The sequence below is a fragment of the Waterburya agarophytonicola KI4 genome (genome assembly GCF_020640915.1).
Classification (GTDB): domain Bacteria; phylum Cyanobacteriota; class Cyanobacteriia; order Cyanobacteriales; family Xenococcaceae; genus Waterburya; species Waterburya agarophytonicola.
The window spans coordinates 1-20,414 of the sequence record NZ_JADWDC010000016.1 but is presented as its reverse complement, the minus strand read 5'-3'; the positions used below and the strand labels follow the sequence as shown (position 1 = coordinate 20,414).

The window sequence follows — 20,414 nt, the reverse complement described above, 5'->3', positions numbered from 1 at the left end:
AAACGATCAAAAATTTCTTTACCAAAAGTTAAAATAGTCATAACTGTTGCCTATTAGGATTGAGTTTAATGGGAATAAGAAAGAATTCGATATATCAATTTAGATTTTAGAGCAAGAAAGTTTTATGGTTTACGATAACAAAACTGCTAATCAGACTGAAACAGTGCTGCAAGCAGAAAATGTCAATGTATATTATGGTGATTTTTTAGCAGTTAAAGGTATTTATCTTAATATTCCTAAAAATAAGGTAACAGCGTTTATTGGACCTTCTGGTTGTGGTAAAAGTACTCTGTTACGTTGTTATAACCGCCTCAATGATTTGATTCCGATTTTTCGCTTGTCAGGATTGGTAACATATCGCAATCAAAACTTATACGGCAAAGATATCGATCCCGTACAAGTACGACGTAAAATTGGCATGGTTTTCCAAAGACCAAATCCTTTTCCTAAATCTATTTATGACAATATTGCCTTTGGTGCGAAAATTAATGGCTACAAAGGCAATATGGACGAACTGGTAGAGAAATCTCTACGGGGTGCTGCACTGTGGGATGAAGTAAAAGATAAACTCAAACAAAGTGGTTTGGCTCTTAGTGGGGGACAACAGCAAAGATTGTGTATTGCTCGCACTATTGCCCTACAACCTGAAGTGGTCTTGATGGATGAGCCTTGTTCGGCTTTAGATCCTATTTCTACTCTCAAGGTTGAAGAATTAATTCACGAGTTAAAAGAAAACTACACTATCGTGATCGTTACTCACAATATGCAGCAAGCTTCGCGGGTGGCAGACTATACAGGATTCTTTAACGTAACGGAAGTGGAAGGTGGAAATCGTCAGGGCTATTTAGCCGAATATGCCCCCACAGAACAGATTTTCCAAAATCCCCAAGAAGAAGCAACTCAGCAATATGTAAGCGGTCGTTTTGGTTAATTACCAGACTCTAACTTATTTTTGGCAATCACAATCAAAAGTGTAGTACGACAGCGATCTTTCAATGCCAGATAATCTGGTCGAATCTCGCGGTCAATTTCTTGGTAGGATAGTTTGAACCTGGGATCGTTTACAAAAAATTTATGTTTTCAAAAAAATACTTATCTCGCATACTAGCTCTAGTTCTAGTAGTTTCTTTTAGTTTGATTGGTTGTGGTTCTAATCCTTCTGGATTATCGGGAAATTATAACCAAGATACTGTCGCTGTACTAGAGAATTTAAGAACCGCAATCGATCTACCTGACGATGCTAGCAACAAAAAAGAAGTTGTGACTCTAGCACGCAAGCAAATCAGCGACTATGCTTCTCGTTATCGTCGCAATTCTAAGACTTCTGGGCTGCGCTCTTTTACGACTATGCAAACCGCCTTAAATGCGATCGCTGGTTATTATAGCTCCTATGGTAATCGCCCCTTACCAGACAAACTTAAAAAGCGTCTAACTCAAGAATTTAGACAAGTAGAAATTTCTTTGAAAAGAGGCGTGTAAGTTAGCTTTAACAGATAGTTTTTTTACTTTAAATATTCTTTAAATATTGTCTATCCTTCCAAGGTTTATTCTGGGGAGGATTTTTATTTGATGAATTAATTTTTTTAAAGAGTTTATCGAAGGAATGCTTATTGCTACTTGCTTTCTGCTACTTTTGAGCTAATAGCCTTTTTGCCCTAATCGATTAACCTACAGCAATAAATGAGTGATAATTGGGATTCATCGCGAGTCGAACAAAAAATCAGCATCAATTTTAAATATGATGAAACCCTCCGTCTGGCGTTAATTCATCCTTCCTATGCCAAACTAATTGAAGAACCAGAAATTGATAACCAACGTTTGACATATCTCGGCGAGACGATGCTGAATTTGATTATTGTCGATTATATATGCGACAATTTTTCCCATTTTCAAGTTGGCAAGCTCAAAGCATTACGAGATAAATTAACCGAGTCAGATCGCTTAACTAAGCTTTGGTACGATCTTCAGCTTGGGGAAAGCTATCCATTTCTAGGGTTGAAAGAGGAACGACATCGGTTGCGAGTCAAGCAAAGCAATCCCTTTGAAAAGGCATTTAAGGCGCTGGTGGGAGCAATCTATATCGATCGCGGTTTTTCTCAGGCGCGCAACTGGTTACAAAAACATTTGATTGTTCCTTTGTTAAAACCTTACCTCAAACCAGAATTGTCACGAGATTCATCGGTAAAACAGATCGAGCTTTTAGGCAACAGTTTACTCGAAGGAGTCGCGGTAGATTATTTATACCGCCATATTCTTTCCGCTAGTCCTACTAGATTGAAGTCTTTAGCCAAAAAACTAACTGCTAAAGATAGTCAAAGCAAATATGTTGCCCAAATACCAGATGCAGCTTGGGGAGAAATTGTTTCCAATGAAAATAAGCCCAAATCCTGTAAAACTTTATTGGCAAAAGTATATTTAAACTTGAACGAGTCAAATAGTAAGAGTAGTTTTCGTAAAGTGAGCAGTTTTATGAAGGAATATTGTTTTGATGACGATGAAATTATGGAACGGGCTATTTCGTTATTGTTAAAAGATGGCAAACCCCAAAAATGGATTATCCATAATGTTATGGGATATCCCAGTAATAAATATAACGAAGGGCGAGAGAAGTTCCACGAATTACAAAAATTAACTAACAAATTGGATGATTAGGTACTAACAAGAGTACTAGTTTTCTAAAAACTTATCCCAAAATTCTTCCCATCGATCGTCAGAAAAGAAAACACTCAACACTATAGTTAAGCTAACCAAAGGAAAGGCGATCGCTGCGGTAAAAACTCCTAAAACCAGATCGAAAGTTCTACCACTGGCAGAAATGACTTTGTTGTCTAAAAGAGCCACTCTGTTTTTTTTTGCTATGAGAGATGAGAAAGCAGGTTGTTTTTTGATCAGGGAGGTCATGGGGCTAAAAAAAATCAAATATTACACTTTAAGGTTAGAGCAATATTTTTCGATTGACATCTTAGTATATACTTGAATTACATCTACAGTATTGCTCTGACTGTATAGCTCTGATTTGATTCTACATTTAAAATGTTCTTTAGTTAACTAGTTTTTCATTTAATGTGTACCACAGTCACGCCCGAACCACCTTCTTTTTGCTCGGCTAGTTCAAATTTATCTACTTGGGAATGACTTTTGAGATATTCATGGACTCCTTCGCGCAAACGTCCCGTTCCTTTGCCGTGAATAATCCAAAGCACTCCTGATTCTATCGCATGGGCGATCGCATTATCAATTTCCATTTCCGCATTATTAACCCGACTGCCGCGAATATCTAAAGTATTTTTAGAAGTACGCACCATCACCCCAGGTTTTTTGGATTTAGCAGGAGTAGTTTTTGTAGTTGCTTTTGCTTTGGGTTTGACGTCGGCTTTTTGTCCGTCTAGAGATTCAATTTCGGTTAAACCGACATTAATCTTCATAATGCCAAACCTGACTGTCAATTGTTCGGTGGTTTCATCTATACTCAATACTTCTCCTGTTTGATTGAGACGAGGAATCCTCACTTTTTCTCCTACGTGGGGTTTATAGCCTGGTTTGGCTGTCTTAGGTGGTTGAGTTTTGGCTAATTCTTGGGCGGTAATGCGATCGATCGCTTCTGTCGCCTGTTGCGTCTTTTGCATGGTGCGATCCCCCTGTTGTAATTGACGAATAACTTTGGCAATTTCTTTTTTAGCATCGGCGATCGCATCAGTGACAGCCTTTTCCTGAAATACTTTCAAGGCTTGTTCTCTTTCTTGGAGAGACGAAGCTTTTGCCGATACTTCTGAATAGAAACGTTCGGTTTTTTCTAATAGTTTCCCCGCTTCAGTTGCCTTGGCTTCTTGTTCTCTTCTTTGGGCTTCTAGGGCTGCAATTACTTCATTGACATCATAGGACGAACCCGTCCCCACCAAAGATTGAGCTTCTTCGACAATTTTGCTATCTAACCCCAAACGCTGGGCAATAGTAAGAGCATTAGAACGCCCAGGAATGCCCCACAGGAGACGATAAGTTGGTTGAAGAGTATTATCATCAAATTCTACCGAAGCATTCTCAAATCGCTCATCTTGATACTTGAGAGCCTTTAATTCTCCGTAGTGAGTGGTAGCAATAGTCAGCAGACTATGTTCGGCTAAATGCTTCAATAGGGCGATCGCCAAAGCACTACCTTCAGCGGGATCTGTCCCCGCACCGACTTCGTCTAATAAAACTAAAGAGCTACGAATATTTTCAGGTTGTAAAGCTGCAATAATACGGCTAATTCGGCGTATATGACCAGAAAAAGTCGATAAACTCTGTTGTAAAGATTGCTCGTCGCCAATATCCGCCAATACTACATCAAACCAGGGTATTTCTACAGGTTCTTTAGCAGGGACAAACATCCCTGCTTTTGCCATCAATGCAGCTAATCCCATTGTTTTGAGGGTAACAGTTTTCCCCCCAGTATTAGGGCCTGTGATGGCGACTACTTTGGTTTCTGGCTTGACTAAAACGTCGATGGGAACTACTTCCATACCTGACTCGTGACGTTGTTGCCATACCAACAAAGGATGGTGCAAACGACGCAGAGTAATGGTTTCTTCCTTATCTAGATCGATAAATTTGGGTGGGTTTGCTTCTAGCCATAAGCCATAGCGCGCCCTTGCAGTAGCCAGATCTAAGATAGTAGCTACTGCCAAAACTCTCTCTAAATCTTCTTGTACTTCTCCCACCTTTTCCGAAAGAGCTTTGAGGATAATTTCTTCTTCTCGTTTTTCTTGACGCTCTTTTTGACGTAGTTGGTTTCCTAGCTGCACTATGGCATTTGGTTCGATATAGTATGTCGAACCCGTACTAGAAACATCATGAACGATACCTTTGATAGTTTCTTTTTGGGCTGGTTTCACGGATAAAACAAAGCGATCGCTTCTTTGGGTAATTACCGCCTCTTGAATAGCAGTAGAGTTGCGCTGCATGATATTTTGCAGGGTTTTATAAATACGTTCTCGCAGACTTTTGATTTCACTGCGAATACCTGCTAGTTTGGGATTGGCGCGATCGGTTATTTCCCCGCGATCGTCGATGCAGTGATGAATTTCCTGTTCTATTTCGGGATAAGTCCGAATATCTGATACCAATTCTTCTAAGGTTGGTAATATTTCCCTTTGGCGATCGATTAAGCGACGTAGATAGCGCACTCCAGCTAGAGTAGTAGCTAAATCCAACAGTTCTTTAGCTGATAATAGACCGCCAATGCCCACTCTTTCTAAAGATCCTCCTACGTCATGAATTCCTTTGAAAGTCCACCCAGAATCTAATTCTTGCTCTAAATTGTATATTTCTTTAGTTTGGGCTAATAGTTTTTCACTTTCTATCTGTGTGGTGGGCAATTTTAAATGACTTGCAGCTACAACACCTAACTTAGTTGCGGCAAAAGTAGATAGATTTTGACACAGACGATGCCATTCTAGTAGATCTAAAGTTTCGGTGCTAATCACGGGCAGTTGAAATTGCTTTAATGGTTGGTTTGTTTAGTGGAAGGTGCTTGAGACTCAATGAAATACAATTATACTTTTTATCTAACTCATACCAAAGTCATATTGCAACAGTTTGTATAAAAAAGTTACACTATATTAAGAATAGTTGACTTTAGCAGTTCCCTGCAACTAGAGGATAGTTTTAAATTATGGAAAAGAAAGAAGGTAAATTTGGCTTTACTAATTATGCCGAGATTTGGAACGGGCGTTTGGCAATGATTGGTTTTGTTACAGCACTTATTGTCGAAATGAATACGGGACACGGAGTTTTGGCTCAATTTGGTTTGATGTAATTTTCGGCTTTGGTAGTTTAACTTATTATTTTTTAGTTAAATTACCAACTTGGTTTTTTTTATCTTAATAAAAGCACGGGGATATTACTATTTTCGAGAATAAATTCGGTCAACGAGCGGAGAGTACTGTGTCCCGAGTCTTTTGGGTTTTGTTGGGCGACAATAATTTCACTCACTTGATATTCTTGAGCAATATGAATTATTTCTGCCGTTGTTTCTCTTGCGATCGCAACAAACTTGTGGGGAATATCTAAAAGTAGTTTGGCTGTGAGTAACTCTAATTGATGAGCGTCCGATTCTTTATTTTGGGCTACACAGATGATTATAGCTTCGCCATTGGTACGACGAGCTAGATCGGCAACTTTGGTTAATACAGCGGCATTTTGATCGTGCAAGGGATCGTTAAATGCTAGCGGGGCAAAAGTTATCCCTAAAACTATAGTGGCAGTTGCCAAATTTGTTTTAGTCGGATCTATTTCACTTTTAGTTAATAGTTTGGGTGCAAAGGCAGGTATCGCCCACGCCCCTATGGGTGCAGTTACCAGAATAGATAAAGCGGCGATCGCTAGAATTTTATCTCCCCCAGGGATGCCCATGCTTAAAGGAATTGCTCCTATAGCTGCTTGTACTGTCGCTTTGGCGGAGTTCCCTGGTAACAAAAACAGTTTTTCTCCCGTCGTCCAATTACTTCCTAAGGTAGCTAAATACCAACCAATCGTACGTCCTAATAATAATCCTAAGATCAATAATAGTAGCCCTGGCAAGAAGATACTAACTAATATTTTTAGTTGGATAGTTGCACCCATTAAAAAGAATAAGATTATTTCAGCCACAATCCACAAGTTATTAAATTCTTGGCGCAAACGACGAGCTAGAGGAGGGCTGAATTCGATCGCGAAAAACCCCATCGCCATGACTGCCAAATATCCAGAGAAGTAAGGAAAACGATTTGCCAAGACTACTAGTAATAAGGCAATACTAACGGTGATTAAAGTGTCTTGTAGACTATTTTGAGTCCATTTTTGCTTAACAGTACCAAAAACAATTAGTTTTGCAGCCAAATAGCCAATTATGACCCCTAAAATAACTTGGGATATAACCTTTAGGGGTAGCAACCAAAGATCGTTATGGCTGATTTCTCCCGAAGAGATAAAGTTTAACAGCAAGCTAAAGAGTAACAAAATCAAAACATCGGATAAAGCACTCCCCGTTAAAATTGCATCGGCAATTCCCTTAGAAACTCCCCAGCCTAAATTCTTGAGACGCAACATACCAGGGACAATTACCGCAGGAGATTCTGCACTAATAACACAACCTAAAAGCAAACCTGTCAGCCAATTAAAATCAAACAGCCAGATCGAAATAAAGGAAATTGCGATCGCTTCAGTCAAGGCAGGTAAAAAACCCAAACGCAGAGCCACACTACCTTGTTTCTTTAGTTTATCGCGGTCTAAACCCAGACCTGCTCGCATCAAAATAATGGTCACGGCGATCGCTCTTAAATCGTCAGCTAAAGCTAAAACGCGATCGCTAATTAAATTACCTACTTCCGAACCCAATAAAATACCCACCAACATCATGCCTAACAGTGGTGGTGCGCCAATTTTGCGAGCCATTTCTCCCCCAATAAACCCACCCAACAAGAGCAAAATGAAACTAAATAATAGATTATCGGGCATGACTATATAAAAATTGACTTTTAATTAATACAGTCTTCTGGGTTGCAGGAAACTTCAATGGCTGCAATGGCAGCATCACTACGATATTTGTCGGTAGTGTAAGAAACTCCTGGGTATTCGGGATAAATGCCCGAGAAACCCAAACCATCGGAGATTAATTTAAAGTAAGAAGCTCTAAATTGAATATTTTCAGGGTGTTCTCCTGCAAAGGTAATATATTCTCTCGATTCTCCTTCGGTATTGTAAGCTAAGACTGCATTACCATAAACTTCTTCTGCTTCTTTGATGGGGGTACCCACTTTGATTCCCCCCTCGGTTTGATAATCATCGTTATTAGTCATTAAGGCGGTAATTACGCGATCGCGATCAAAGAGTAGTTGATTTGAATCTTCATTATTATCGGCTACACAGAGAATGTAATATTGAACGATACCTTTGTGACTTACGGCGATCGCATCTACGTCAACCATAAAAGATGGCACTATTTCAAATACAGTGTCGGGGTCGGATATTTTTTTTAGCCTTCCCAGTGTCATGCCTAATTTAGCTTTGCCAATACCCCTGGCGGAAATTAAAAATTCTGGTGCTACGGATTGCATGGCAATCTCTCTAGTCTGATTTGATGCAGCTAATTCGGCAGTTTGAGACTGTGAGGTAATGTTTTCTGCTTGACAAGCTGAAAAGATTAACGCAGCTAATAAAATAATTCTCTTCATCAGGATAATTGTAATCTTCAATTTTTATGAGTGTTTAAAAATAGAAAGCAGTATGACTTGCTTCACACAAAAAATCGCATCGCATCAAACTCATCATATAACCAGATAGAGATCGAAGCCATCCGCTCAAAAGCTACGCAAGTATATTGTTCTCAACCCCACACACCAAAATCGGTAATAAATATAATATATAGAAATAAATATATTTACTTAGAAAGCATCTTCCACTTTAGACTATCGCCAATGACAATTTCACTGTTTGCCCAAAACTAAAAGCTAATTTAACATCTTTACATAAGTAAATATACTTACATTTTACTGGTAAATATGTACATAATAAGTAACTAATCTTGATTAAAATTTTGAAATCAGATCCTAACTTCAAACACAATGGGCATTTTTGCTTATAATCAGGACAGGATTTATGAATTTATCCTAATTTTTTGTATTTAATCAAAAAAAATAGATAGCGATGCCCTAAATTCGGTTTCGTCTGTTGGACATTATATCAATCAAAATATAAACCATATAAACTAGATATTTTAAATATGCCCAGAATACTCGTAATTGATGACGATCCTGCAATCTCCGAACTAGTCTCTATTAACTTAGAGATGGCTGGTTATGATGTCAATCAGGCAGAAGATGGAGTTAAAGGTCAAGCTTTGGCGGTGCAATTGCAACCAGATTTAGTCATGCTCGATCTTATGCTACCCAAAGTAGACGGCTTTACCGTCTGCCAAAGATTGCGTCGAGACGAGCGCACGTCTGATATTCCAGTCTTGATGTTGAGTGCTTTAGGACAAACCCAAGATAAAGTAGAAGGTTTCAATGCTGGTGCGGATGATTATTTAACCAAGCCTTTTGAAGTGGAAGAGATGCTCGCTAGAGTAAGGGCTTTGTTGCGTCGTACAGATCGCATTCCCCAAGCAGCTAAACATTCGGAAATATTGAGTTTTGGACCTTTGACTCTGATTCCCGAACGTTTTGAAGCAATTTGGTTTGAAAAAACTGTCAAATTAACCCATTTAGAGTTTGAATTACTCCACTGTCTATTGCAGCGTCACGGACAAACCGTAGCTCCCCCAGAAATTCTGAAGGAAGTTTGGGGTTACGATCCAGACGATGATATTGAAACCATCAGAGTGCATATTCGTCATTTACGGACAAAACTAGAACCAGATCCCCGTCATCCCAGCTATATTAAAACAGTTTATGGTGCGGGATATTGTTTGGAGTTACCTACTGCCGAACAAATATTGGTCCCCAAAGATCGAGCAACTGCATAGCAATAGAAAGAGTCGGTCGTAGACGGAATTAATTACTAGATTAATAATCAACCGCCATACTACTAAAATATCGACTCGTTTTTTATGTGTATTTTTTTCAATCAAAGAAGTTCAGTTAAAGATAGATTAATTTTAATCTTTTTAATTTTCCTCAGCATTTGCGATAATCGATCTTATTATATTGTTCGAGTTATCAGGAACTAGATTTTTGGCGATCTCGTCAATATTTATGAAACTTGCTAAATAACTGTACTTCTAAGGCACAATGACTAAAAAAACTCGGTTAAAACAGATAGTTTGGACTTTACCATTGAGTGTTGCTATGGTTGTGAGTTTCAGTCATAGTGCTGTTGTAGCCCAAGATCCTTTTCGCGATCGCAATCCCCGGGATATTGGCAAGTATACTGAAAAAGCTTTTGAAAAGATTTTTCTGCAAGGGGATTATAAAACGGTTAGCGAAGAGTTAGAATTAGCCGAAGCAAAAGAAGCAGCAGATCCTTTAGCTCATGCAATGTTGGCTTCTTTAGCCTATACAGAAAAAGATTGGGAAAGTATTAAAAAATACGCTCTACAAACTTTAGAATCTGCCCAATTATTAAGTGAAACCGATCCCGTGCGGGGCAATCTGTATTTAGCCGTGGGACATTTTATGGATGGTGCTTATGTCTATGAAAAAGAAGGGGCGTTAGACGCCATTAGTAAGTTACAGCTAGTATTTAAGTTTCTGGATCGAGCCGAGGATATCGACGCTAAAGATCCCGAATTAAACTTGATCAAAGGGTATATGGACTTATTATTGGCAGTAAATTTACCTTTTTCCAAACCCGAACAAGCGATCGCCCGTTTTGAAAATTATGCTGCCCCAAATTACTTAGTCGAGCGTGGTTTAGCTGTAGCCTATCGCGATCTAGAAAAATACGATAAAGCTCTAAAATATGCAGATAAAGCCTTAGAAACTGCTCCCGACAATCCAGAGCATTATTATTTGAAAGGACAGATATTAAGACAAATTGGTCAGAAGAAAAATAATCTTAAAGTTTTAAAAAAAGCTTTGGAAAATTTCGATTTGGCTTTAGAAAAATCAGAGCAATTACCTGAGTTTGTTTTGAAAACATTAGAGCGAGAACATCGTTTGACAGAAGAAAAAATTGCAGAAATAAAGTCAAGAAAAGCTTCTAATTAATAATCTAAAGTTCAGGTTGCTTAACTATAAGTCAAGCATTTTATGATTATTACAACACCAATTTTTCCATATCTTCTATCTTAGTAGGCAAATCTGCCGTTAAAACTTCTGTACCAAAATCAGTAACCAAAACATCATCTTCAATCCTAATTCCCTTCACATCTTTAAATTGTGCCAAACGCTCCCAATTCACTAGGTGTCGATACTTATGACGAAAGTCAGGATGATTTAAAATTGCGGGTACTTGATAAAAACCAGGCTCAATAGTAACCAACATTCCAGGTTGGAGGGGGCGGTTTAATCTAAGATAACTCAAACCAAAGCGATCGCTCCTAGATCTTCCCGTTTCATATCCCGCTTCATCTCCCAAATCTTCCATATCATGAACGTCTAAACCCAATAGATGTCCGACACCGTGGGGAAAAAATAAAGCATGGGCATCCATTGCCACTAGATCTTCGACATTACCTTTTAAGATACCTAAATCTACCAAACCTCTAGTAATGATTTCTGCTGCCAGTAAATGAATATCTTGATATTCTACTCCTGGTTCTATCTTAGCGATACAGTCATCATGAGCTTGTAAAACTACTTCGTAAATATCTTTTTGGGTGCTAGAAAACTTGCCCGAAACTGCCCAAGTGCGAGTGATATCTGCTGCCCAACCGTTAGGAGTTTCTGCCCCTACATCGGCTAATAACAAGTCTCCTGGTTGCAACGGGTTTTGGTAAGTTTCGTTGTGTAAAACTTCTCCCCGCACCGTCACAATGCTGTTATAGGCACAAGTCATATTGCTGGCAATAATTACCCCTTCCATCCCAGAGCGGATCTCTGCTTCGCTTTTAGCCTTGGATGTAGCTGCCATTCCTGCTTGATGAGCCTTTACTGAGACAGAGGAAGCTTGACGTAATTCTTGTAGTGCCAGATCGTCGTGGTGCGATCGCAATTTAACGATAGCTCTAGCTAATTCTAGATCGATTCCTGTTGTCTCGTGAGATAATGGGACAAAGCGATTTAATAATTGGCACTGCTGTTGATAAGTCACACTATCTTGTACTGCTATGGTTGCCGCACCTGGTGTTTTAACTGATAACTCGTTTAAAGGATAAACTGCATCTGCCCCAATAGCCTCACCAATTTCTGCTCTATCGGGAGTCTCGCCATGCCATAAGGTAGCCGATGGAGGAGGATTATCTAAATATAATTCCAATCTTCCCTCTTTTAAATAAATCGCTGCGTTGGGCAAAGGTATCCCTGCAAAATATAAGAAATGGCTGCTAGAGCGAAAAGGGTACTTGTTAGCTGAAAAATTACGTCCTAGAGGACTACCAGACCATAAAATAACTGGATAATTAATTAACCGAGCTAATTTAGCTCTTCTTTGCTTTAAGCCCGTAGCAAGGGACAGTGCATTTTTCGAGGGAAGTAAAACCATTAATTAATAGTATGTCTCAATATAATTATTAACTATTCATTTTAAAAAGTATGAAATCTCAATACTGGTCGATCGATCGCTTGCCAGGAATCATGCGATCGCAAGTAGAATTACTAGAAGAAAACAATATAACCGATACCAAAATATTCTTGAGTTTTTCTACTAACTCAGAATCAAAACTAGCTTTAGCAAGCAAACTACAGTTAAATCAAAAATATATTAATAAATGGATCGCTTTAGCAGATCTTTCCCGTATACCAAGCGTCGGAGACAAATACTGCGGATTATTACTACACGCTGGCATTATCTCTGTGGCTCAACTTGCCCAAACCCCTTTCCACCGACTCCATGGTCAAATAGTTCGCTTGCAGGTGGCAACCCTACAAACCAAAGATCTATCTCCTCCTGTAGAACGAATCAAAAAATGGGTAGAAGAAGCCAAATTATTGTCAAACACTACCCATCAATTTTGAAAAAAGCAATTTTTAATAATTGCGAGAAGAACTTTCAAAGCGACGACCGCCACCACCGCGATTATCTTCGCGAGGTCTGGCTTTGTTTACTCTCAATTCTCTTCCCATCCATTCTGCACCATCTAAGCTGTCGATCGCTTTATTTTCTTCATCTTCACTGCCCATTTCGACAAAACCGAAACCTCTGGGACGACCTGTTTCGCGATCTGTTGGTAGAGAAACTCTAGATACAGTACCGTATTCTTCAAAAACAGTCGTAAGATCTTCTTTAGTAACCTCATAAGATAGATTACCGACATAGATTGACATTATTTTGTCTCCTGATTAACAAGTATTGCTTTGAGATAGATATTTCGGCAGAAAGCTTGTCAATCTATTACGTAGCCTAGAGGTTATGACAAATTGAAACAAACACGCTTACCGAATTAAAATATCCATTTTTTAGTAGGTTAACACAGCTAGATTGAAAGGATTCATCTCAAGATTGAAAACAATGTTAAAAAATCCAAAAATGTATAGGAGTTAATAATTTATATATTTAATAACTATATTTTTTCTTTCCAGAATAGAGATTAACAAATAATAATAAATTTACTTTATTGGACGTGATGTATGATACCAAATGGAGTTAAACATAACGAATTAAGACAATTAGTTCGATCGCAACTGGAACTACTATTAGAAAGTGGCAACCTAGAAGGAGCAAAATCTCTATTAATTCCCGTACAGCCAGTAGACATAGCAGAAGCCATCGAAGGTTTGCCAGAATCAAGCCAATTAATTGCTTTTCGCTTACTCTCCAAAGCAGAAGCGATCGAAGTTTATGAGTATCTCAATACTGATGTTCAACAAGCACTAATTCAAGAATTCAAACGCCAAGAAGTATTAGACATTGTAGATAAAATGTCTCCTGACGATCGCGCTAAAATGTTTGACGAACTTCCCGCCAAAATAGTACGCCGTCTATTGTCCCAATTAAGCCCCAAAGAACGTCAAGCTACGGCTATCTTACTCGGTTATGGAGAATATACTGCGGGGCGAATTATGACCCCCGAATATATTTCTCTCAAAGAGAATTTAACCGTTAGCCAAACCTTAGAAAGAATCAGAAGCTTATCTAACGCCTCAGAGGTAGTTTACTATCTCTACGTTACCGATTCATCTCGTCAATTGACGGGAATTGTTTCCTTAAGGGATTTAGTAATTGCTGCACCCGATACTACTTTGGCAGAAATCATGACGAGAGATGTGGTGTTTGTCCATACCGATACAGATCGAGAAGAAGTGGCTCGAACTATCCAACGCTACGATATTTTAGCCCTTCCCGTAGTAGATAGCGAAGAAAGATTGGTGGGAGTAGTAACGGTAGATGATGTGATTGACATTATCGAACAAGAAGCCACTGAGGATATTTATGCTTTGGGTGGAGTGCAGTCTGATGGAGATAGTTATTTTCAGACAAATCTTTTAACGGTTGCTCGTCGTCGAGTGGTTTGGTTATTTGTCTTGTTACTCACTAATACCGTTACTGGTGCAATAATTCGCTACAATGAATCGCTTTTACAAGAAGTAGTCATTTTAGCTGCATTTATCCCCCTATTAACTGGTACGGGGGGCAATGTTGGCGCGCAATCCTCGACGGTGGTTATTCGGGGTTTAAACACCGAAGAAATTCAAAACATGGGTGCGGGAAAAGTAGTCTTCCGCGAGGCTGCTGCGGGAATTTTATTGGGTTTGATTTTGGGAGTGATGGCAACGGTTTGGGCTTATTTTCTTCAGGGTAGTTTTCAGGTAGCCATTTCTGTGGGAATTAGTCTAGTTGCGATCGCTCTTTTAGCCTCTGTTGCAGGCTCTGCTCTACCCTTTCTGTTTCGTTCCCTCAACCTAGATCCTGCCCTGATGTCTGCTCCTTTTATCACCACTGCTGTTGATGTTTTAGGAGTTCTAATCTACTTCAACATCGCCAAAACTATTTTAGGTTTATAGATCGCCGTAATTATATTATTTATGGGTGAATAGTACCATCAGGCATCACTGTTCCTTTCCAATTTACACCACTTAAAATGCTGTTTTTTAGGTTAGAACCTCGTAAATTAGCCCCTCGTAAATATATATCAATTAAACTAGCATTTTCTAAATTAGCTTTTTCTAAATTGGTTTTAAATAACAGAGCAAATCGAAAACTAGCACCCTGCAAATTGGCATTTTGCATATTTGCCCCCCTTAGATTAGCCGAACCAAAATCTATCTTATTGTCTGCTTGAAAGTTGCTTAAGCTTAACTGCGATATAGTTGATAGGCTACTATTCCCTCGTTCGCTGTCTTTTAACACTGCCCCCGCTAGTACCGCACTGCGTAAATTAGCCGAACGTAAATTAGCCCCCTGCAACATTGCTTGTTGTAGGTTAGATTGACGCAGACTACTACCACTCAAGTCGGCTCTATTAAAGTTGGCGTGGGTTAAATTAGCATTGCTTAAATTGGCTTCGCTCAAATCCGCACGGCTAAAATCTGCACCACTCAAGTCAACTCCTGTAAGATCTGCTCCAGAAAGATTAGCTCGACTAAAATTAGCCCCTGCAAGGTTAGCTCGACTGAGGTTAGCATTACTCAAGTCAGCATCAGATAGATTGGCATCGCGAAAAAAAGATTGACTGAGATTGGCATTGCTCAAATCGACTCGGATCAAACAGGCTTTTTCCAGATTAGCCCAACTAAAATCTGCTTCGGCGAGATCGGCACTTTTAAAGTTCGCTCCCGCTAAATTGGTTTTAATTAGCCGAGCATTGGTTAAATTGGCTCTAGTTAAATTAGCTCCAGCCAAATTTGTACCGCTCAAATTTGCCCAGTCTAATTCCGATCTACTCAAGTCAATATTCTCTAATTGAGCTTGGATGATTTGTACTTGACTGAGATTGGCACGGCTAAAATCTCTATTACTTTTTTGATAAAGCGATAATAACTCTTCTCCATTCATCAATTTTAATTGTTATCTCAACAGCCCGTAATAAGAGTACAGATTTATAATTCCCGATCGCCATTCTAAAATAACTTCCTTGTCGATATTACGCACTAAAGTCAACCCTAAATTGACGGCGATCTTTTAGGTAATCTCAACTATGAGCTATAGGCGATAAGCATTCAATTAGTCAAAAAACTCGCTAATATGAATTAATTAAGTATTTTGAACAACTAGTTTCTTTTTGGTTTTATGTTGCTATTTCTCTTGCTATATAAGGGTTTTTGAATGTTGACATTGTTTTTGAACGACTCTTTAGAAACTCAACGCTTGGGTTATTTACTCGGCAAATATTTGCCGAGTGGTAGTGTTATTTTTCTTTCAGGTAATTTGGGCGCGGGTAAAACGACTTTGGTTCAGGGAATTGGACGAGGACTGAATATTGAAGAGTCGATAGTTAGCCCCACTTTCACTCTGATTAATGAATATTTAGATGGTCGTCTACCTTTATATCATCTAGACTTATACCGTTTAGAACCCATCCAAGTTGATACTATTTACCCCGAAATTTATTGGGAAGGTATGGAAGTAGATCCTGGCATTACTGCGATCGAATGGTGGCAACGTCTTTTGCTCAAACCATCAAGCTATTTAGAAATAGATCTTGTTACTCAAGAAAATTCTAGAGAAGCTCGTATCAGACAACAAGGTACGGAGAATTACGATCTAAAATTTATCCAAAGTCTATTTAACAGTGACCAAAAGTAGTCCATAATACACAACACACAATACACGATCAAAAAAAAGATGAGAAAAAATCTTAAACTCTCTCATCTTTAGTACATCTTTATTATTAACTTTGTTATATTGATAAATTTTTATATTTAGTCAATGCCTAATTGATTGCCACGTTTGTACTGCATATAAGCAGCAAAAAACAATCCTGCCAAGGTAATAAAGATTAAACCTAATACAATACCTAATAACAGAGGTTCTATCACAGCGTGTCTCCTACAATAAATTGTTTAACTCAAATATATCCTACGCTAATTCTGGTATCGCTGTCATACAGCCAAAATTCAAGGACAAATTAATTGTGTTGTTAATTCTTGTAGTTTTGCAAATTTACTTTGCACTTCGCGAGTTACGAAATATACCCAACATAGCTTGTTTACAAAATTTAAGTTATTTTATAAATCATAATAAATATAAGTAAACGTTCATATAATATTTAAGATAAACAGTGGATAACCAGTTAGCCCAATCTCAAGTTTGGCTAAATCGCCTAATTATAATTGCACTAACAATAATATTTATTGGTGGTTTTAGCATTCTGGGTATCTATTGGCGAAAAACCTCAGATCCTTATAGCAGTGCCGTCCTTTCTTTGTCAGGAGATGTTCAAAAGGGTTTAGCTATTTTTCAAATCAATTGCGCTGGATGCCACAGCCTACAAGCCAATCGAAATGTCGGACCTAGATTAGAAAATATTTCTAAGCGAAAATCCTCAAGAGATTTAATTACACAAGTAACCAGCGGAAGAACTCCTCCAATGCCAAAATTTCAGCCAAGTCAACAAGAAATGGCTGATTTATTAAGTTATTTGAGCCAGCTGTAAATAATATGGCGTTGATTATTGGATGACTAAAACCGTTCTACACTGCCAAGAAAAATAGGCTCTACTCTAATAGCTAAAACACTTTTGGGTCTAAGAACCATATATTCGCCCTGGATGTTTTTGATGGGTACGTTGATAAAGTCTTCCGAATCGGATTTGGTCATCAGTTCGCTACTGTACCATTTTTGGAATTCCTGAACATTAGTAAATCTGACTTCTTCTCTGTGACCGCCTGCAATTAGAAGATGAACTGAATATTCGTCGGGTTTTCTGGGCATAGGAGATATTTGAAAACTGCAATATCTATAGTTCCCATAAATCCTATTTTAAACGCTATTTACCTAGCAATTAATTTACCAGAATTGTTTTCGATCTAAATTTAATCTTCTGGATCGATAGTTTTGCTAGGAGAAGCTTCATAGAGTGCATCTAATCTGGAGCGAGCATCGTCCACAGACACAGAACGCATAACCAGTAATGGTTCTTCTATTACTTGACCTTGTTCGTCTAATAATTCTGGATGGACTTTTTTTGGGGTACGGGATCGGTTGTTGATCGCACTATTATAGTTAGGAGGATAGAATTTCTGAGTTTCTGTGCTTAGAGTGATTAAGCTACGAATTAAATTGCTTACTGCCAAAAGAGCAATAACGGTGAATACCAAGATATAAACTAGATGCAACATATACTTTTATTATTGTTGATTAATAAACTTATTTCTACTGGGGTTGTTTAAGATTCTGGTAAGATTCGATCTGATTGATTTTTTGTTTCTCGCCACTTTTGAGCGACATTCCAGCACTCTGCTACCAATTGATGCCAAGGAAGCAACATTTTAGAATCTATTCCAGCCGAGCCATCGGTAGCTTTAAACAGCATTTGTGATGTTTGAACTTCTTTTTGACATCGAATAATTCTCTCTAATAATTGAGCTTGTTCTTGATGAGAAAAGAAAGACATTTGCTCGGACTCCAAAAGGTTGCGAGATCTCTCGAACCAATATTGAAAATCTTCTAGAAGTGGCTCTAAAACTGTCTTGAGCAACTCTTTTTCAGTAGGTTGTTCTGTGGACATTTAACTTTAAATTAGCTGATTATCTCAATATTTATATTAGCGTTTTTTACAAAATTTAATATATTTTTAATTTATATTAATACAATAGCTACAGCTTTATTGATCGTTGCTGGTAATTGAAGGGGAAAGTGCTTGTAGAATATAACGAGATAATGAGCCTCTTTTACAATAGCCGATTACAACAGCCGATGCCTGAAGCAGAAAAAGCACAACAACCAATTAAATTACTCCGCACTAGCGAATCCGAATCATTACAAAAAATCCGCCATACTACGTCTCATGTTATGGCGATGGCAGTGCAAAAGCTGTTTCCTAAAGCACAGGTAACAATTGGTCCTTGGACGGAAAATGGCTTTTATTATGATTTTGATAGTCCCGATGCGTTTACAGAGAAGGATCTGAAAAAAATCCGCAAGGAAATGATTAAGATTATTAACCGTAAATTGCCTGTAGTGAGAGAAGAAGTTAGCCGAGAAGAAGCTAAACGCCGTATTGAAGAGTTGCATGAACCCTATAAGCTAGAGATTTTGGATAGCATCTCTGAGCCAATTACCCTATATCATTTAGGAGAACAATGGTGGGATCTTTGTGCGGGGCCTCACGTTGAGAGTACGGGAGATATCGATCCCAAAGCGATCGCTTTAGAAAGTGTTGCAGGGGCATATTGGCGGGGAGATGAAACCAAAGCCCAGTTGCAGCGAATTTACGGTACGGCTTGGGAAACTCCCGAACAGTTAGAAGAATACCAACGCCGTAAGGAAGAAGCCTTAAAACGGGATCACCGTAAACTGGGTAAAGAATTAGGATTATTTATCTTTGCCGATGCTGTGGGGGCTGGTTTGCCTTTGTGGACTCCTAAAGGGACTATCTTGCGATCGCAATTGGAAGATTATCTTAAAGGAGAACAAACTAAGCGGGGTTATCTTCCTGTAGTTACGCCTCACTTGGGGAAAGTAGATCTATTTAAAATTTCGGGACATTGGCAAAACTATAAAGAAGATATGTTCCCGATGATGGCAGAAAGTGCAGCAGCAGCAGCAGCGGAACAAGGTTTTGCTCTTAAGCCCATGAACTGTCCTTTCCACATTCAGATCTATAAAAGTGAATTGCGTTCCTACAAAGAGCTACCAATGCGGTTAGCAGAGTTTGGAACTGTCTATCGTTATGAGCAGTCTGGGGAGTTAGGAGGCTTGACAAGAGTTCGTGGTTTTACTGTGGATGATTCTCATTTATTTGTTACTCCCGAACAGTTGGATGATGAATTTTTGAAAGTAGTCGATCTAATTTTATCTGTCTTCAAAAGTCTGCAACTGAGTAATTTTAAAGCTCGTCTGAGTTTTAAAGATCCCGCATCGGATAAATATGTCGGTTCGGATGAAGCTTGGGACAAGGCTCAGAATGCTATCCGTCGGGCTGTGGAAAAAATGGACATGAATCATTTTGAAGCACCAGGAGAAGCTGCTTTTTATGGTCCAAAACTAGATTTCATTTTTGAAGATGCTTTGGGTAGGGAATGGCAACTCGGAACAGTACAGGTAGATTATAATTTGCCCGAACGCTTTGAACTCGAATATGTAGCTGAAGATGGTAGTCGTAAGCGTCCAATTATGATTCACCGCGCACCTTTTGGTTCGTTAGAAAGGCTGATCGGTATTTTAATTGAAGAATACGCGGGAGATTTTCCTCTTTGGTTAGCACCAGTGCAAGTGCGTCTCTTACCCGTTAGGGATGCTCACTTTAATTATGTTAAAGAAGTTGCTGCCAAAATGCGAGAAGTGGGTATTCGGGCTGAAGCCGATACTAGTGGGGAGCGTTTGGGTAAAATGATCCGTAATGCAGAGAAGCAAAAGATCCCTATGATGTCTGTAGTGGGAGATAAAGAAGTAGAAGAAAATACTTTGAGTATCCGTACCCGTGCTTCAGGGGAATTAGGGGCGATCGCGATTTCTGAAGTGATTGAGAAATTACAAAAGGCGATCAATGATCGTTCTAATTTTTAATTGTGTTTTTCTACTGGGTAGTGTTCTAAAGTTGTTGTTAGATTGCTACCCTTTCATTGTATTGAAGCTCGCTAAAAGTTATATTGAAACTTGTACCTTTGGCTCGATCTATTGTAAGTTCTCCATTTAGTTGTTCAGTCCTGACTTTTCCCGCTAAGTCTGAAATGCAGACTAGAAGAGCATAATAGTCTTGA

Annotated in this window: 22 protein-coding genes; 11 read left to right on the top strand and 11 right to left on the bottom strand. The window is 38.7% G+C overall.

Features of this window, described 5'->3' with window-relative positions:
* Positions 1-124: 124 nt before the first annotated feature.
* The 3 genes from pstB (at position 125) to I4641_RS08690 (ending at position 2,652) form a co-directional block, all read left to right on the top strand.
* Positions 125-931 carry a phosphate ABC transporter ATP-binding protein PstB gene (pstB, locus tag I4641_RS08700; RefSeq protein ID WP_229640094.1) on the top strand — a complete coding sequence of 269 codons (807 nt, stop codon included), beginning with the start codon at positions 125-127 and terminating at the stop codon, positions 929-931.
* A gap of 143 nt (positions 932-1,074) precedes the next feature.
* Positions 1,075-1,479, top strand: a complete 405-nt coding sequence (gene psb27, locus I4641_RS08695) for a photosystem II protein Psb27 (protein ID WP_229640093.1) — start codon at positions 1,075-1,077, stop codon at positions 1,477-1,479.
* Positions 1,480-1,680: 201 nt separating this feature from the next.
* On the top strand, positions 1,681-2,652 hold the full coding sequence (locus I4641_RS08690; protein WP_229640092.1) for a ribonuclease III domain-containing protein: 972 nt from the start codon (positions 1,681-1,683) through the stop codon (positions 2,650-2,652).
* A gap of 15 nt (positions 2,653-2,667) precedes the next feature.
* Here the strand turns inward: I4641_RS08690 and I4641_RS08685 are convergent, their stop codons facing one another.
* Together I4641_RS08685 and I4641_RS08680 are read right to left on the bottom strand one after the other, a co-directional pair.
* Entirely contained in the window at positions 2,668-2,841 is a 174-nt protein-coding gene (locus I4641_RS08685) for a hypothetical protein (protein ID WP_229640091.1), read from the bottom strand.
* 215 nt (positions 2,842-3,056) lie between these two features.
* Positions 3,057-5,462 carry an endonuclease MutS2 gene (locus I4641_RS08680; RefSeq protein ID WP_229640090.1) on the bottom strand — a complete coding sequence of 802 codons (2,406 nt, stop codon included), beginning with the start codon at positions 5,460-5,462 and terminating at the stop codon, positions 3,057-3,059.
* A 188-nt stretch (positions 5,463-5,650) separates the two neighbouring features.
* On the opposite strand from I4641_RS08680, the gene I4641_RS08675 reads away from it, so the two are divergent.
* Entirely contained in the window at positions 5,651-5,794 is a 144-nt protein-coding gene (locus I4641_RS08675) for a CAB/ELIP/HLIP family chlorophyll-binding protein (RefSeq protein WP_229640089.1), read from the top strand.
* Between the two features lie 59 nt (positions 5,795-5,853).
* Here I4641_RS08675 and I4641_RS08670 read toward each other — a convergent pair whose 3' ends face one another.
* Entirely contained in the window at positions 5,854-7,473 is a 1,620-nt protein-coding gene (locus tag I4641_RS08670) for a cation:proton antiporter domain-containing protein (RefSeq protein WP_229640088.1), read from the bottom strand.
* 20 nt (positions 7,474-7,493) lie between these two features.
* On the bottom strand, positions 7,494-8,189 hold the full coding sequence (locus tag I4641_RS08665) for a hypothetical protein (protein ID WP_229640087.1): 696 nt from the start codon (positions 8,187-8,189) through the stop codon (positions 7,494-7,496).
* Between the two features lie 548 nt (positions 8,190-8,737).
* On the opposite strand from I4641_RS08665, the gene rpaA reads away from it, so the two are divergent.
* Positions 8,738-9,478 (top strand): two component system response regulator RpaA, encoded by a 741-nt coding sequence (gene rpaA / locus I4641_RS08660; RefSeq protein ID WP_229640086.1) that lies wholly within the window; start codon positions 8,738-8,740, stop codon positions 9,476-9,478.
* A 265-nt stretch (positions 9,479-9,743) separates the two neighbouring features.
* The gene (locus I4641_RS08655) at positions 9,744-10,661 is read left to right on the top strand and encodes a Sll0314/Alr1548 family TPR repeat-containing protein (RefSeq protein ID WP_229640085.1); all 918 of its coding nucleotides are present in this window, start codon (positions 9,744-9,746) and stop codon (positions 10,659-10,661) included.
* A gap of 49 nt (positions 10,662-10,710) precedes the next feature.
* Here the strand turns inward: I4641_RS08655 and I4641_RS08650 are convergent, their stop codons facing one another.
* Positions 10,711-12,096, bottom strand: coding sequence for an aminopeptidase P family protein (locus I4641_RS08650; RefSeq protein WP_229640084.1), 1,386 nt, complete (start codon positions 12,094-12,096; stop codon positions 10,711-10,713).
* A gap of 50 nt (positions 12,097-12,146) precedes the next feature.
* Here I4641_RS08650 and I4641_RS08645 point away from each other — a divergent pair, with 50 nt between their 5' ends.
* Positions 12,147-12,569, top strand: coding sequence for a DUF4332 domain-containing protein (locus I4641_RS08645; RefSeq protein ID WP_229640083.1), 423 nt, complete (start codon positions 12,147-12,149; stop codon positions 12,567-12,569).
* A gap of 12 nt (positions 12,570-12,581) precedes the next feature.
* Here the strand turns inward: I4641_RS08645 and rbp are convergent, their stop codons facing one another.
* Complete coding sequence (gene rbp, locus I4641_RS08640) at positions 12,582-12,878, bottom strand: RNA-binding regulator (protein WP_229640082.1); 297 nt, start codon at positions 12,876-12,878, stop codon at positions 12,582-12,584.
* A gap of 303 nt (positions 12,879-13,181) precedes the next feature.
* On the opposite strand from rbp, the gene mgtE reads away from it, so the two are divergent.
* The gene (gene mgtE, locus I4641_RS08635) at positions 13,182-14,555 is read left to right on the top strand and encodes a magnesium transporter (RefSeq protein ID WP_229640081.1); all 1,374 of its coding nucleotides are present in this window, start codon (positions 13,182-13,184) and stop codon (positions 14,553-14,555) included.
* Between the two features lie 19 nt (positions 14,556-14,574).
* On the opposite strand, the gene I4641_RS08630 is transcribed toward mgtE, so the two are convergent.
* Entirely contained in the window at positions 14,575-15,546 is a 972-nt protein-coding gene (locus I4641_RS08630; RefSeq protein WP_229640080.1) for a pentapeptide repeat-containing protein, read from the bottom strand.
* A 270-nt stretch (positions 15,547-15,816) separates the two neighbouring features.
* On the opposite strand from I4641_RS08630, the gene tsaE reads away from it, so the two are divergent.
* Positions 15,817-16,296: a tRNA (adenosine(37)-N6)-threonylcarbamoyltransferase complex ATPase subunit type 1 TsaE gene (tsaE, locus tag I4641_RS08625; protein WP_229640079.1), complete on the top strand. Its 480-nt coding sequence runs from the start codon at positions 15,817-15,819 to the stop codon at positions 16,294-16,296.
* A 116-nt stretch (positions 16,297-16,412) separates the two neighbouring features.
* Here tsaE and petG read toward each other — a convergent pair whose 3' ends face one another.
* Positions 16,413-16,529 (bottom strand): cytochrome b6-f complex subunit V, encoded by a 117-nt coding sequence (gene petG / locus I4641_RS08620; RefSeq protein WP_015144708.1) that lies wholly within the window; start codon positions 16,527-16,529, stop codon positions 16,413-16,415.
* Positions 16,530-16,771: 242 nt separating this feature from the next.
* On the opposite strand from petG, the gene I4641_RS08615 reads away from it, so the two are divergent.
* The gene (locus tag I4641_RS08615) at positions 16,772-17,146 is read left to right on the top strand and encodes a c-type cytochrome (protein WP_229640078.1); all 375 of its coding nucleotides are present in this window, start codon (positions 16,772-16,774) and stop codon (positions 17,144-17,146) included.
* A 26-nt stretch (positions 17,147-17,172) separates the two neighbouring features.
* On the opposite strand, the gene I4641_RS08610 is transcribed toward I4641_RS08615, so the two are convergent.
* The 3 genes from I4641_RS08610 to I4641_RS08600 form a co-directional block, all read right to left on the bottom strand.
* Positions 17,173-17,424, bottom strand: coding sequence for a hypothetical protein (locus tag I4641_RS08610; RefSeq protein ID WP_229640077.1), 252 nt, complete (start codon positions 17,422-17,424; stop codon positions 17,173-17,175).
* A gap of 101 nt (positions 17,425-17,525) precedes the next feature.
* Positions 17,526-17,831, bottom strand: a complete 306-nt coding sequence (locus I4641_RS08605; protein WP_229640076.1) for a DUF2973 domain-containing protein — start codon at positions 17,829-17,831, stop codon at positions 17,526-17,528.
* A gap of 47 nt (positions 17,832-17,878) precedes the next feature.
* Positions 17,879-18,220 carry a DUF2605 domain-containing protein gene (locus tag I4641_RS08600; RefSeq protein ID WP_229640075.1) on the bottom strand — a complete coding sequence of 114 codons (342 nt, stop codon included), beginning with the start codon at positions 18,218-18,220 and terminating at the stop codon, positions 17,879-17,881.
* A gap of 188 nt (positions 18,221-18,408) precedes the next feature.
* Here I4641_RS08600 and thrS point away from each other — a divergent pair, with 188 nt between their 5' ends.
* Positions 18,409-20,220 (top strand): threonine--tRNA ligase, encoded by a 1,812-nt coding sequence (gene thrS, locus I4641_RS08595; RefSeq protein WP_263858188.1) that lies wholly within the window; start codon positions 18,409-18,411, stop codon positions 20,218-20,220.
* Positions 20,221-20,414 lie beyond the last annotated feature (194 nt).